The sequence below is a fragment of the Streptomyces sp. NPDC029014 genome, from assembly GCF_055564695.1.
This window is the reverse complement of sequence record NZ_JBVHVT010000029.1, coordinates 1-12,269: the sequence shown is the minus strand read 5'-3', so window position 1 is coordinate 12,269 and position 12,269 is coordinate 1. Positions and strand designations below refer to the sequence as shown.

The window sequence follows — 12,269 nt, the reverse complement described above, 5'->3', positions numbered from 1 at the left end:
GGAGCGGGTGTCGCTGCACGACGGGCCGGGGAGCGACGGCCACACGGTGATCGCCGGGCGCTACCGGCTGCAGGAGAAGCTCGGCCGGGGCGGCATGGGGGTCGTGTGGCGGGCCACCGACGAGCTGCTCGGGCGTCCGGTCGCGGTCAAGGCGCTGTCCCTGGAGGCCGGGGCGGACCCGGCGGGCGCCCTGCGCGAGGCGCGGGCCGTGGCCCAGGTCCGCCACCCCCACGTGATCGTGGTCCACGACGTGGTCGAGCACGAGGGGCGGCCCGTCATCGTGATGGAGCTGGTCGACGGCGGGTCGCTCGCCGACCGGCTCGCCGGCCCGGGCGGGACGCTCTCCCCGGCGGAGGCCGCCGGCGTGGGGCTCGCCCTGCTCGACGCACTGTCCGCGGGGCACGCCCTCGGAGTCCTGCACCGGGACGTGAAGCCCGCCAACGTGCTGCTGGAGGCGGGGACGGGCCGGGTGGTGCTGACCGACTTCGGCATCGCGAGCCTGCCCGGGACGACGACGATCAGCGGGACCGGGGTGTTCGCGGGGACCCCCGAGTACTCGGCGCCGGAGCGGATGCAGGGCGCCCCCGGTGGCCCGCCCTCGGACCTGTGGTCGCTCGGCGCGCTGCTGTGCGCGGCGGTGGCGGGCGAGTCGCCGTTCCGCCGGGACTCGCTCGGCGCGGTCCTGCACGCCGTCGTGTACGAGGAGATCCGGCCGACGGCCCGGCTGGGGCCGCTCGTACCGGTGGTCCGCGGCCTGCTGGAGCGGGACCCGGAGCGGCGGACGGGGGCCCCGGAGGTGCGGCGGCTGCTGGCCGCGTGCGCGGCCGGCAGCGGTGGCGACGGCGGTGGGGCGGACGGGGAGACGGCGGCCTCCGCCGCGGGGGCCGGGTACACGCCCACCGAACAGGTGGACCGGGCGCCGGACCCCGCCGGCGGCCCGGACGGGCGGGAGAACCGCATCGACCGGGAGCGGCCCGCGGACCGGGACGGCCGACCGCGGCTGCGCGGGGCGCGGGCCGCACTTGTCGTGGCCGGCGCCGTCGCGGCCTGCGCCGGTGCCGTGACGGCGGTGACGCTGCTCGACGGCCGGACCTCGAAGGGCCCGGGCGGCGCGGCGGCCTCGGCGCCGGCCGTCCCCGCGCCCCCGGGGTCCGCGGCCCCGTCGGCCGGAGCGTCCGCGCCGTCCCCGTCCCCGTCCCCCTCGCCCTCGCCCTCCGCCGGGGTGCCGTCGCCGGGCGCGTCGGTGACCGTACCGGTGCCGCAGTCCCCGGCGCCCGCGCAGTCGGGGGGCGTTCCGGCCGGGTACACGAAGGTCCAGGACCTGCGCGGGTTCAGCCTGGCCGTGCCCCGGGGGGCGGTCCGCTCCACGGACGGCGAGCGGACCTTCTACATCACGGCGGACGACGCCGTCCGGGTCGGCATCAAGTTCGGGTCGGTGCCGCCCGGCGGGGCGATGGGGTCGATGCAGGCCGCCGACGCACGGGGGCCGGTGACCAACACGGGGTACCGCGACAACCGGGTCACGGCCACCACGCACGACGGACTGCCCGCCGCGTTCTGGGAGTTCACCTGGAACGGCTTCTCCGCCGCCGAAGGCCCCCGGCACACGTACGACCTCGCCTGGGAGCAGGACGGGACGCTGTTCGACGTGTGGGTGTCGGCCCCGGTCGGCCGCGCCGAGGAGGCCAAGGGCGTCTTCGACACGGCGGTGGCCACCTTCGCCGCCACCGGCCACTGACGGGCCGGAGCGGCGTCGGCGCGCGCCGCCCGGCCCGCCGGCCCGGATAGTGCTGTGACCGGAAAGGTTCACCACCTCGCGACGCCCGGCACGGCACCTCGCCGCGTTGTCGGACCGCACAAGTACGTCCAGTACGAGCCGCGGCCCTCCGCCTTGCGATGCACCGCACCGGACGTCGCGAGGCGGCAAACCTTTCAGGCCACAGCACTAGCCCGCCTTGGCGGCGTTGCCGAGGACCTTGGTCGGGGTGATGCGGACGACCACGCGGACGTCCTCCGCCGGCGCCTCCAGGTACTCCTTGCCGCCGCCCGGGCCGAGGTACTGCTCCGCGATGCGGGCGGCGACCGCGCGGCCGGTGTCCTCCGTGACGGTGGCTGTGCCGCGGATCTCCGCGTAGAGGTACGGGTTGGCCAGGTCGAACACGGTCAGGCCGACGCGCGGGTCGCGCAGGATGTTCCGCTCCTTGCGCCGCCCCTGCTCCGTGGAGACCAGCAGGTCGCCGCCGTCACGGGAGACCCACACCACCGAACTCTGCGGGCTGCCGTCGGGGTTGAGCGTGGACAGGACAGCCGGGTGCGGGGCGTCGAGCAGGCTGCGTACGGTGTCGTTCAGCTCAATCGTCATGCGGGCGAGGCTAGTGGGGGCCCGGGGGCGCGTACAGGAAGTTCCGCCGACTCCCGGTGGTCGGGGAACGGGTCGGCTACGCCCCGGCCGGGGTCCCCATGAGGGCGACCAGGGCGGAGAAGCTGTCGGCGGCGTGGCCGGCGTCCACGCCGCGGCGGACGAGCGCGGTCACCGCGGCCGGCAGGGTGGTGTCGACCCCCGCGGCGGCATGGGTGTGCCGGACGTGCTCGACGCTGGCCAGCGCCATCGCCAGGCGGTCCACGTCGCCGTCGTGCCGGCCGGCGTCGATGCGGTCGGCGTAGAACCCGAAGAAGTCGGGGAGGGAGTTCGCCGTGTCGGTGGCGTGCTGCAGGACGTCGGCCGCGGTCAGGCCGCTGGCGCGGGCGAGGGCGACCGCCTGCCAGTAGCCCAGCATGGCCGTCCAGAACACGGTCATGCCGAGCTGGTAGAAGAGCGCGGCCGCGCCCGGGTCCTCGCCCCGGTGGTCGGTCCGGCCGGTGATGACCTCCAGCAGCGGCCGGACGGTGTCGAACACCTCCCGCGGCCCGCTGTAGAAGGTGACCGACGCGGCCCCGCCGATCCCGGAAGGCGGCACGGTGACGCCTCCGGTGAGCTGTACGGCGCCCCGCTCGGCGGCCCAGCGGGCGGCTGCGCGCGCCTGCTCGGGGGTGTCCGAGGAGAGGTTGACCAGGACCCGGCCGGCGAGCGCGGCGGCAGCCGGCTCCAGCACCTCGTACATCGCGGCGTAGTCGGTGAGGCTGACGACCGCCACCTCGCTCGCGCCCAGGGCCTGCGCCACGTCGGGTGCGAGCCGGGCGCCGCGGGCCACCAGGGCGTCGGCGCGCGCGGCGGTCCGGTTCCACAGGGTGACCCCGTACCCGCGGTCGAGGAAGGCCGCGGCCATCGCCCGCCCCATCGGGCCGAGGCCGATGACGGTGACCGACGGGCGTCCGGTGCCGGTCCCGGTGCTGGTGCTGTGCATGAGAATCCCACCCCTCACTAGAACGAGCGCTCTATCCAGAGCATGGGTGGAAACGTAGCACAGCTCTGGAACGAGCGCTCTACTCACTGGCCGGGTACGGTGGCCCCATGCAGAACACCACCCGGGAGCGGATCGTCGTCGCCGCAGCGCGCCTGCTGCAGCGGCAGGGCTACGTCGGCACCGGCATCAAGCAGATCGCCAAGGAGGCGGAGGCCACCCTCGGCTCCGTCTACCACTTCTTCCCCGGCGGCAAGGAGGCCGTCGCCGTGGCCGCGATCGAGCACGGCAGCCGGGAGTTCGCCGGGCTGCTGCGCGAGGCGTTGGACGCGTCCGAGGACCCGGCGGAGGCGGTGGTCGCCTGCACCGCCCGCCTCGCCGAGGAGCTCCGCGCCTCCGGCTGGACCGACGGCTGCCCCGTCACGGCGGCGGCGCTGGAGACCCTCGGCACCGACTCCGGGATCCAACAGGCCTGCGCGGAGGCGCTGCGCGGCTGGGAGCGGCTGGTCCTCGACAAGCTGCTGGCCGCCGGTCTCGGCCCCGCGGACGCCCGTGAGCTGGCGAGCACCGTCATCAGCACCCTGGAGGGCGCCGAGGTCACGGCCCAGGTCAACCGCAGCGCGGAGCCGCTGCACGCGGCGGGCCGCCAACTGGCCCGCCTGGTGCGCTCGTACGCACCCCGACAGACGGCCCCGGTCGGGGCCTGAGGGAGCCGGACCCGGCCATCGGCCGGCGGCCGGGTCCGGCTAGCGGTCGGACTGGTTCCAGGGGAGGTTGAGCCAGGGACTGCCGGGGTCGGTGGTCAGGGCCTGGTGGACGGCGGCCATGTCCGTGTACCAGTGCCCGTACTCCTCCTCGTCGAACTGCAGGCAGCGGCCGAGGACGAAGCCCGCCGAGAGGTCCTCCCAGGACCGGTAGGCGAGCCGGCACATGCGGCCGGCGCGGACGACGGCCTCCTCGGTCTCCTCGACCGTGCAGAAACGGGCGCCGAGGCCCCAGCGGGCCATCTGGGAGGCCCGCCCGTAGTCCCAGGCCTCGACCGAGCGGACGTACCTGTCCTCGCCGAGGATCCCGTCGGCGCGGAAGCGCTGCTCGTAGCGGGTGATCCGGCCGATGACCCGCTGGACGCCCGCGACCTCCCCCTCGATCTCCGCCGTCGAGCGCGGCCGGGCGGTGGTGACGCCGTCGGGGGTGATGCGGGGTTCGGCTGCGCGTTCGGCGTTGGCGCGGAGGGTGGCCTCGGTGGCGTGCCGCCAGTGCTCGGTGTCGACGGGCCCGGCGAACTCCTTGGCGAGGGCCACCCGGATGCGCAGCGTGAACTCCCAGACCGAGCTGACCATGTCGGCCGCCAGCAGCCGCTCGGTGGTGGCGAGCCACTGCTCGCGGTTGGTGACGCCCCACCAGTCGCGGAGCTTCTCGCGCTCCTTGGCGTAGCCCTCACCGTGGTAGCCGAGGGCGTTCCAGAACAGTCCGTTGCGCACGGAGAGGTGGGCGCCGCAGGCCAGCCCGAAGGCGGCGGGCCCGTGCAGCGGGCCGCCGACGTGCAGGGCGTGGACGGTGTTCTCCTTCAGGCCGTACTCGGTGGCCCGGTTCCAGTGGAACTTCCACACTTCGCGGTCGGCGGGCGAGGACGGGAGGAAGGCCTCGCACGGGCTGCCCGGGTTGACGGCGAGGTACGGGGGGTCGCCCGGGTCGATGCGGTGCGCGAACCAGCTGAGGCTGTGGCGCGAGAACACCTGGTCGGGGGTGGGGGCGGGGAGCATGCCGGCCGTGTACGCGACGAAGCAGGGGGCGGAGCCGGCCTGGGGGAAGCGGACGGGCTGCAGGTACACGGCGTTCGGATGCTGGTCCAGGTAGGCACGGGACTGCGGGACGAACAGCTCGGCGCGGGCGAGGGCGTCGAAGTAGGCGGGCCAGTCGTTGGCGGTCTTGGCCTCGTACAGCTGTCGTTCGATGATGCTCGGCGCGTTCCAGGTGCCCATGTGGGAGAACCCTAACGGGGGCCTCCGGGGGCCGCGGACCGGCCCGTACCGTCCGGTCGGAGGGCCGTGGTCGGGGCCGTGGTGGGGGCCGTGGACGGGGCCGGGGCGGAGGGGCCGGGGGTGGCCGCGCCTACGCAGGAGGGTTCCCTTCCGGTTGAGCTGCGCAGAGGGTGCGCGGCGGTGGTCCCGCCACCGTGCGCGGACTCGGTGACGGTGGTGGGGCCACCATGCCGTGGTGCATCAGGCCTGGTGGGGCGCCCGGGGCCCATGGTCCAGTGCCTTTCCGGCCCCCTTCGAGCAGCCCCCGAACCGCCTCGGGCCTGGCCAGGGCATCGGGTGCGGCCCACCGGACGGCCACGCCGCCGTTCCGGCTCGTTCGGGCGTGATGGTCCGCCCTGCACATGCGGGCGAATGTGTGTGACGGCTCCACCTGTTCCGGCAACTCCCCCCAACCCCAGGGTTGAAGCGCTGAGGAGGAAGCCGGGGGAAGGGATGGATGCATCATGAGCGCACCGAGTCTCGAACGACTGGAGACGCTGAGCAGCCGGTTCGTGCCGGACCTCGTCGTCGACGAACTCTGCGCCGAGCTGTTCGCCTCGCTGCCGCGTAGCGACCAGCGCCGCAAGGGCGAGGTGTACCTGCGCGGGCTGCTCAAGGCCGAGGGCCGCAAGTCGATACGGAACATCGCGGCCCACGTCGGCGACCGGGCGGCCGAGCAGAGCCTCCACCACTTCGTCGTGTCCTCCACCTGGGACTGGGGCCCCGTACGGGCCGCCCTCGCCCGGTACCTCGAGCGCGCCCTGCGGCCCCGCGCCTGGGTGGTGCAGCCGGTGGTCATCTCCAAGGCCGGGACCGAGTCGGTGGGCGTCGCGCGCCGCTTCGTGCCGGAGCGCGGCCAGATGGTCAACAGCCAGGTGGCGTTCGGGGTGTGGTCCGTCGCGGAGGAGCAGAGCAGCCCCGTCAACTGGCGGCTCGCGCTCACCCAGAAGTGGCGGGACAGCGTGGGCCCGCTCTCGCCGAACGTGCACCGGTCCGAGCTGGCGACGAGCCCGCTGGAGTGCGCCGCCGGAGCCGTGGAGGAGCTGCGGGACTGGGTCGGCCAGCCGCACCGGCCCGTGGTGTTCGACCTGCCCGACGTCGATCCGGCGGCGGTGGCCCGCCGCTTCGCCCCGGTCGGCCTGCACTTCGTGGCGACGGCCCGCGGCTCGATGCGGGTGCGGTGCGCCGACCCGGTGCTGCCGTCCAGCGGGAACCGCGAACTGGCCGCGCACCAGCTGCTGCTGATGGCCCGTACGCTGCGCCGGCCGGTGACCTGGCTGGACCCGGTGACGCTGCAGCCGCGCACCTCGCTGGTCGTGGGGGTGCGGGTGGAGGTGCCGCAGGCGCCGGGCCCGGTCCTGCTGTTCGGCGAGTGGGCCGATCCGCGCGGCTGGCCCGAGCGGTGCTGGGTCAGCGACATGACCCAGGCACCTCCCGGGGCGCTGCTGCGGCTGGCGAAGCGGGCGCAGAACGTGGAGCACGACTTCGCGACGGTCTCCCAGAAGGTGGGCATGACCGACTTCGGCGGGAGGTCCTTCGGCGGGTGGCACCGGCACACCACCCTGGCGTCGGCGGCGCACGCGGTGCGGATGCTCACGGAGCGCAGGGGCGGCGAGCGGTAGCCCTCCGCCCCTGCGGCGCCGGTTCAGCCGATCGCGTGGCGGGGGGCCGGGGTGCGGCGGCCCGGACTGAGGGCCTGGCGGGTCCGCTGGAGCTGGAGGGCGAGCTGCACCTGGAGGGCCTGGGTGGGCTTCTGCCAGTCCTCGCCGAGGATCTCGGTGATCCGCTCCAGCCTGCGGGAGACCGTGTTGGGGTGGACGTGCAGGGACTCCGCCGCCCGGGAGGGGCTGTTGGCGGAGGCGAAGTACGCCTCCATGGTGCGGATCAGCTCGGTGTACTGCTGGTCGTCGTAGTCGAGGACCGGGCCGATGGTGTCGTTGATGAACCGGTCGATGTTCGGCTTCTCGGAGAGGAGGACGCCGAGGAACCCCAGCTCGTCGGGGGAGGCGGTGCTCCCGGCACCGGTGAGCGCGGCCACCGCGTCCAGGCAGCGCCGGGCCTCCTGGTGCATGCGGGCGACGCCCGACGGGTTGTCGACCGGCCCGGCCGAGCCGGCGGTGACGGGCCGGCCGAGGACCTCGGTGAGCTCCTTGGACGCCGCGCGGGCGATGGCGCCGGCCTCGGTGCCGGGGAGCAGCAGCACCACGCCGTCGCCGTCCACGCTCTTGAGGCCGTGGTGGCGGTTGGCGTACGAGGCGGCCCAGGCGGCGACCCGGCCCTGGACCCCGCCTTCGGGCCGGGCGATGACGATGACGTGCGGCTCGTCGAGGTTGAGGGCGAGCCGTCGGCTCTGCTCGGCGATCTGCACCGGGGACAGCGAGGTGCCGCGCAGCAGGTCCTGGAAGAACTCGTCCCGCATGTGCCCCTCGGCGGCGGCCATGCCCTGCTCCATCAGTAAGACCACCGCCGTGACCTGCGCGGTGAGGGCGAGGAGTTGGACCTGGAGGTAGCTGGCCGGCTGCGCGGTGGAGAGGATCAGGGTGCCCAGCATCTCGTCGCCGGCGGCGATCGAGGCGACCCACACCCCGTCGGCGGTGCTGCGGGGCTGGCGGTCGGTGTGCGCGTCGAGCAGGACGGTGCGGATCTCCGCCTCGTCCAGCTGCGGGGGATCGCCGACGGGGCAGGCCAGGGTGCGGCCGGCGGCGTCGCGCACGACGAGGGTGCCCTCCAGGCCCTTGACCGCCTCGGCGGCCAGGCTGCCCAGGCCCACGCCCTGGAGGACGAGGTCGAGGAGGCGGCCGTGGGTCTCCCGCAGCTGGCGGGCTGTGGTGGAGGAGTCCAGGGCGCGCGAGGTGTCCTGCTCCAGCTCCTCGACCTCGAAACGGGTTTGCTCCAGCAGACGTGCCTTCTCGATTGCAACGGTTGCGAGGTCGGCGAGCGAACTCATCAGCGAGACCTCGTCCGGGGTGAAGTGCCGAATGTTCCGGTCTGCCACGTACAGGGCGCCGAGGCTGGCCCCGGCGTGCCGCAGCGGGACGGCCATGACGGCGTGCAGCCCTTCGGCCTGCACCACCTCGTCGATGATCGGGCTGTGGTGGAAGCTGGCGTCGCTCATGTAGTCGGCCGACCAGAACGGGGCCGAGCCCTCGGCGGCGCGCCGGCCGACGCCGCCGCCGGTGAGGGGGATGGCGAAGCCGATGGTGAGGGCGGAGGCGTGGCCGTCGGCGGAGCGGACCTTGGAGAAGCCCTCCTCCAGGTCGTCGAAGCTCACCCACGCCATGTCGAGGCCGAGCAGGAGCCGTGCCCGGCGGGTGATCACCTTGAGCAGTTCGTCGAGGTCGTAGGGCAGGGTGAGGTCACGGGCGGTGTCGACGAGGGCGGCGAGGCCGGCCTCGCGCTGTTGGCGACGTACGAAGAGGGCCCGGATGCCGAGGCTCTGGTCCCGGGCCCTGGTGAGTTGGACGAGATCTTCTCCGGACAGGCCTGACTCGCGCGCTTTGCGGACCACCTCGTCGAAGGCGGCTGCGGGCGCCTCTCTGTTCAGCAGTTCCAGCATTTCGTAAGCGTGGTCGACCACGATTTTCCCCCCGACCCCCATAAAAGCCGTTCACGTTTGCACGAAGCAGGGTGCAAGCAATCCCATGGCCCGCCAGAAAGTATCTCTTGGGGTAAGAATCGGTCAAGAATCGCTTGGGTCCGGCTCCAGGTCAGACACCGGGAGGGTGGCCCGATCACCACGCTCCCCGAGCGATGCTGTCATCTGGACACCTTCTGGTCGAGGTCCACTCAAGGGCAGGCTGATCACCGAGCGTTCCGGTGGCGTCACCACCATCGGGGGCGCCCATCAGCCACGGTGCTTCCTTGAGGAGTTCGCATGACCCAGCTGACCCAGCTGTCTCAGCTGCAGAGTTACGAGCGGTCGCTGCTGCGCAGCAGGCTGTCCCTGACCAGGGCCGACCGTCCGCGGGTGTTCACCCTGGCCGGCCGGGAGTGGGACCTGTTCGACGAGGTCTTCGCACCGGTGTACTCCCCGTCCACGACGGTGGCCCTGGACCTCCTCGGTCTGGGCGGCGTCGACCCCGCGCCGCGGTCGGGTTCGTTCCTGGAGATCGGCTGCGGTACCGGCGTGATCGCCGTGACCGCCGCCCTGGCCGGATACGACCGTGTCGTGGCGGCCGATATCAGCCCCTCCGCCGTGGAGAACGCGGCCGTCAACGCGGAGCGGCACCGAGTGACGGACCGTCTGCGGGCCTGCCACAGCGACCTGTTCTCCGGTCTGCGCGAGCAGGATCGTTTCGACACCGTCTTCTGGAGCTCCAACTACGTGATGGGGCCCGAGAGCTACGAGTACAAGTCGGTGCACGAGCGGGCGTACGTGGACACCGGCTACCGGGCGCACCGCCGGTTCCTGGAACAGGCCGTGCACTGGACGACGGCCGACGGCCGGGTCCTGCTGCACTTCAGCGACCGCGGTGACACGGAGGCGCTGTACCGGATAGCAGACGCCGCCGGGCGCGAGCTGGAGACGGTGGCCAGCGTGCGGGTGCGCGAGGGGGAGTACGGAGAAGACATGGTCGAGCACATGCTGATCGAAATCAGGCCAGTCGCGGCTTGATTCGAGTGGGGGGATATTTCGCCGTGCGTACGCTACTTGTCGACAATTACGACTCGTTTACGTATAACCTCTTCCACTATCTGGCCGAGGTGAATGGCAGGGAGCCGGAGGTCGTCCGTAATGACGACCCGAACTGGAAGATCGCACAACTCTCGGCGTTCGACAACGTCGTCGTCTCGCCCGGCCCCGGAACGCCTCGCCGGTCCGCCGACTTCGGCATCTGCACCGAGATCATCGAGCACTCCGACCTGCCCCTCTTCGGCATCTGCCTCGGCCACCAGGGGATCGGCCACGTGCACGGCGCCACCGTCGACCGCGCCCCGGAGCCCCGGCACGGCCGCACGTCGCCGGTCCTGCACGACGGAACGGGCCTGTTCGACGGGCTCCCCTCGCCGCTGGAGGCGGTCCGCTACCACTCGCTGACCGTGACGGACCTGCCCGCCGCACTGGAGGCCACCGCGTGGACCCCGGACGGCGTCCTGATGGGCCTGCGGCACCGCACCCGGCCGCAGTGGGGGGTGCAGTTCCATCCCGAGTCGATTTGCAGTCGCTACGGAATCCAGCTGCTTGCAAACTTCGCCGAGCTGACCCGCGCCCACGGGACCGGACGGCGCTCCGCGCCGGTCGCGCAGCCCGTCCCCACCGCGGCCGTCCCCACCGCGCCCGTCCCCACCGCGCCCGTCCCCGCCCCGGCCGCCGTCGAGGCCCCGGTGCGCCGGCTCCGGCTCGTCGCCCACGCGCTCCCCACCCGCTGGGACGCCGAGACCGTCTACGACCAGCTCTTCCGCGGCAACGACCACGCCTACTGGCTGGACAGCAGCCTGCCCGGCAGCGACCGCGGCCGCTTCTCCGTCATGGGCGACGCCACCGGCCCGCTGGCCCGGATCGCCTCGGCCGACGTGTGGAGCAAGGTCGTCACCGTCGACTCGGCGGACGGCCGCAGCGAGCTCGTCGCCGCCCCCTTCCTGGAGTGGATCGACCGCGACCTGCGCTCCCTGCGCACCGAGCTCCCCGAACACCCCGCCCTCCCCTTCGACTTCACCCTCGGCTGGGTCGGCTACCTCGGCTACGAGCTCAAGGCCGAGTGCGGCGGAGACCTCGTCCACCGCTCCCCCGTGGCCGACGCCACGATGGTCTTCGCCGACCGCGCCCTGGTCCTCGACCACGCCGAGCGGACCACCTACCTGCTCGCCCTCGCCGAGGACGCCGCTGAGGACGCCGCCGACGCCGCCGCCTCCGCCGTCTCCGAGGCCTCCGCCGCCGCGGCCGACGCCTGGCTGGTCGGCACCGCCGAACGCCTGGTCCAACTCGCCGGGTCCACCCTGCCGGCCCCCCGCCCGCAGGAGGGCGGCGGTGAGATCCGGCTGCGCCACGACCGCGGCGCCTACCTGGACCTCATCGACACCTGCCTGGAGGAGATCGCCGCCGGGGAGACCTACGAGGTGTGCCTCACCAACATGGCCGAGGCCGATACCGCCCTCGACCCCTGGGCGGCGTACCGCACCCTGCGCCGCACCAGCCCGGCGCCGTTCGCCGCCCTCCTCCAGTTCGGCGGGCTCGACGTGCTCAGCACCTCGCCCGAGCGGTTCCTGCGCGTCTCGCCGGACGGCCTGGTCGAGTCCTCGCCGATCAAGGGCACCCGGCCGCGCGGCGCCACCCCGGAGGAGGACGCGGCCCTCGTCGAGGACCTGCTCGGCGACGAGAAGGACCGCTCCGAGAACCTCATGATCGTCGACCTGGTCCGCAACGACCTCGGCCGCTGCGCGGTCCCCGGCACCGTCGAGGCCGAGGAACTGTTCCGGATCGAGAGCTACGCCACCGTCCACCAGCTCGTGAGCACCGTACGGGCCCGCCTGCGCCCCGAGCTGACGGCCGTGGACTGCGTCCGCGCCGCCTTCCCCGGCGGCTCGATGACCGGCGCCCCGAAGATCCGCACCATGCAGATCATCGACCGTCTCGAAGCGGGCCCGCGCGGGGTCTACTCCGGCGCGATCGGCTACTTCTCGCTCTCCGGCGCCGCGGACCTGAGCATCGTCATCCGCACCGCCACCGTCACCGCCGACCGCGTCTCCTACGGGGTGGGCGGGGCCGTGGTCGCCCTGTCCGACCCGGACGCCGAGTACGAGGAGACCGCCGTCAAGGCAGCTCCGCTGCTGGCGCTGACGCGAACCCGGTTCCCGGATCGGAGGTCGGCACGGATCCCGTCCTGACCGCCTCGGCGGGGTGGGGGGGGGGAAGACGAGAGGAGATCCACACAAAAGACACCCCGCCCCCATGCACACCCCAACACCC

General features: G+C 73.5%; 9 protein-coding genes. 5 read left to right on the top strand and 4 right to left on the bottom strand.

What is annotated here, in order from left to right:
* Positions 1–94: 94 nt before the first annotated feature.
* A complete protein-coding gene (locus ACZ4VL_RS17715; RefSeq protein WP_468200623.1) occupies positions 95–1,738 on the top strand; it encodes a serine/threonine-protein kinase in 1,644 nt (547 codons plus the stop codon).
* 207 nt (positions 1,739–1,945) lie between these two features.
* Here ACZ4VL_RS17715 and ACZ4VL_RS17710 read toward each other — a convergent pair whose 3' ends face one another.
* A complete protein-coding gene (locus tag ACZ4VL_RS17710) occupies positions 1,946–2,362 on the bottom strand; it encodes a PPOX class F420-dependent oxidoreductase (RefSeq protein ID WP_361092873.1) in 417 nt (138 codons plus the stop codon).
* Between the two features lie 76 nt (positions 2,363–2,438).
* Complete coding sequence (locus ACZ4VL_RS17705; protein ID WP_468200517.1) at positions 2,439–3,344, bottom strand: NAD(P)-dependent oxidoreductase; 906 nt, start codon at positions 3,342–3,344, stop codon at positions 2,439–2,441.
* Positions 3,345–3,451: 107 nt separating this feature from the next.
* On the opposite strand from ACZ4VL_RS17705, the gene ACZ4VL_RS17700 reads away from it, so the two are divergent.
* The gene (locus tag ACZ4VL_RS17700) at positions 3,452–4,048 is read left to right on the top strand and encodes a TetR/AcrR family transcriptional regulator (RefSeq protein WP_468200516.1); all 597 of its coding nucleotides are present in this window, start codon (positions 3,452–3,454) and stop codon (positions 4,046–4,048) included.
* A 39-nt stretch (positions 4,049–4,087) separates the two neighbouring features.
* On the opposite strand, the gene ACZ4VL_RS17695 is transcribed toward ACZ4VL_RS17700, so the two are convergent.
* Entirely contained in the window at positions 4,088–5,323 is a 1,236-nt protein-coding gene (locus tag ACZ4VL_RS17695) for a DUF1266 domain-containing protein (RefSeq protein WP_468200514.1), read from the bottom strand.
* A 503-nt stretch (positions 5,324–5,826) separates the two neighbouring features.
* Here ACZ4VL_RS17695 and ACZ4VL_RS17690 point away from each other — a divergent pair.
* A complete protein-coding gene (locus ACZ4VL_RS17690) occupies positions 5,827–6,984 on the top strand; it encodes an IS701 family transposase (protein WP_468200512.1) in 1,158 nt (385 codons plus the stop codon).
* 23 nt (positions 6,985–7,007) lie between these two features.
* On the opposite strand, the gene ACZ4VL_RS17685 is transcribed toward ACZ4VL_RS17690, so the two are convergent.
* On the bottom strand, positions 7,008–8,939 hold the full coding sequence (locus tag ACZ4VL_RS17685) for a helix-turn-helix domain-containing protein (protein WP_468200511.1): 1,932 nt from the start codon (positions 8,937–8,939) through the stop codon (positions 7,008–7,010).
* Between the two features lie 297 nt (positions 8,940–9,236).
* Between ACZ4VL_RS17685 and ACZ4VL_RS17680 the strand changes: the two genes are divergently transcribed.
* Both ACZ4VL_RS17680 and pabB read left to right on the top strand, forming a co-directional pair.
* Entirely contained in the window at positions 9,237–9,977 is a 741-nt protein-coding gene (locus ACZ4VL_RS17680) for a methyltransferase domain-containing protein (protein ID WP_468200509.1), read from the top strand.
* Positions 9,978–10,000: 23 nt separating this feature from the next.
* A complete protein-coding gene (gene pabB / locus ACZ4VL_RS17675) occupies positions 10,001–12,187 on the top strand; it encodes an aminodeoxychorismate synthase component I (protein WP_468200507.1) in 2,187 nt (728 codons plus the stop codon).
* The last annotated feature ends 82 nt before the right edge of the window (positions 12,188–12,269 follow it).

What these genes read in the sequence shown, in the direction of transcription:
- ACZ4VL_RS17715 (WP_468200623.1), top strand. Translation starts at nt 95, where the DNA reads ATGGGGGTCGTGTGGCGGGCCACCGACGAGCTGCTCGGGCGTCCGGTC.
- ACZ4VL_RS17710 (WP_361092873.1), bottom strand. Translation starts at nt 2,362, where the DNA reads ATGACGATTGAGCTGAACGACACCGTACGCAGCCTGCTCGACGCCCCG.
- ACZ4VL_RS17705 (WP_468200517.1), bottom strand. Translation starts at nt 3,344, where the DNA reads ATGCACAGCACCAGCACCGGGACCGGCACCGGACGCCCGTCGGTCACC.
- ACZ4VL_RS17700 (WP_468200516.1), top strand. Translation starts at nt 3,452, where the DNA reads ATGCAGAACACCACCCGGGAGCGGATCGTCGTCGCCGCAGCGCGCCTG.
- ACZ4VL_RS17695 (WP_468200514.1), bottom strand. Translation starts at nt 5,323, where the DNA reads ATGGGCACCTGGAACGCGCCGAGCATCATCGAACGACAGCTGTACGAG.
- ACZ4VL_RS17690 (WP_468200512.1), top strand. Translation starts at nt 5,827, where the DNA reads ATGAGCGCACCGAGTCTCGAACGACTGGAGACGCTGAGCAGCCGGTTC.
- ACZ4VL_RS17680 (WP_468200509.1), top strand. Translation starts at nt 9,237, where the DNA reads ATGACCCAGCTGACCCAGCTGTCTCAGCTGCAGAGTTACGAGCGGTCG.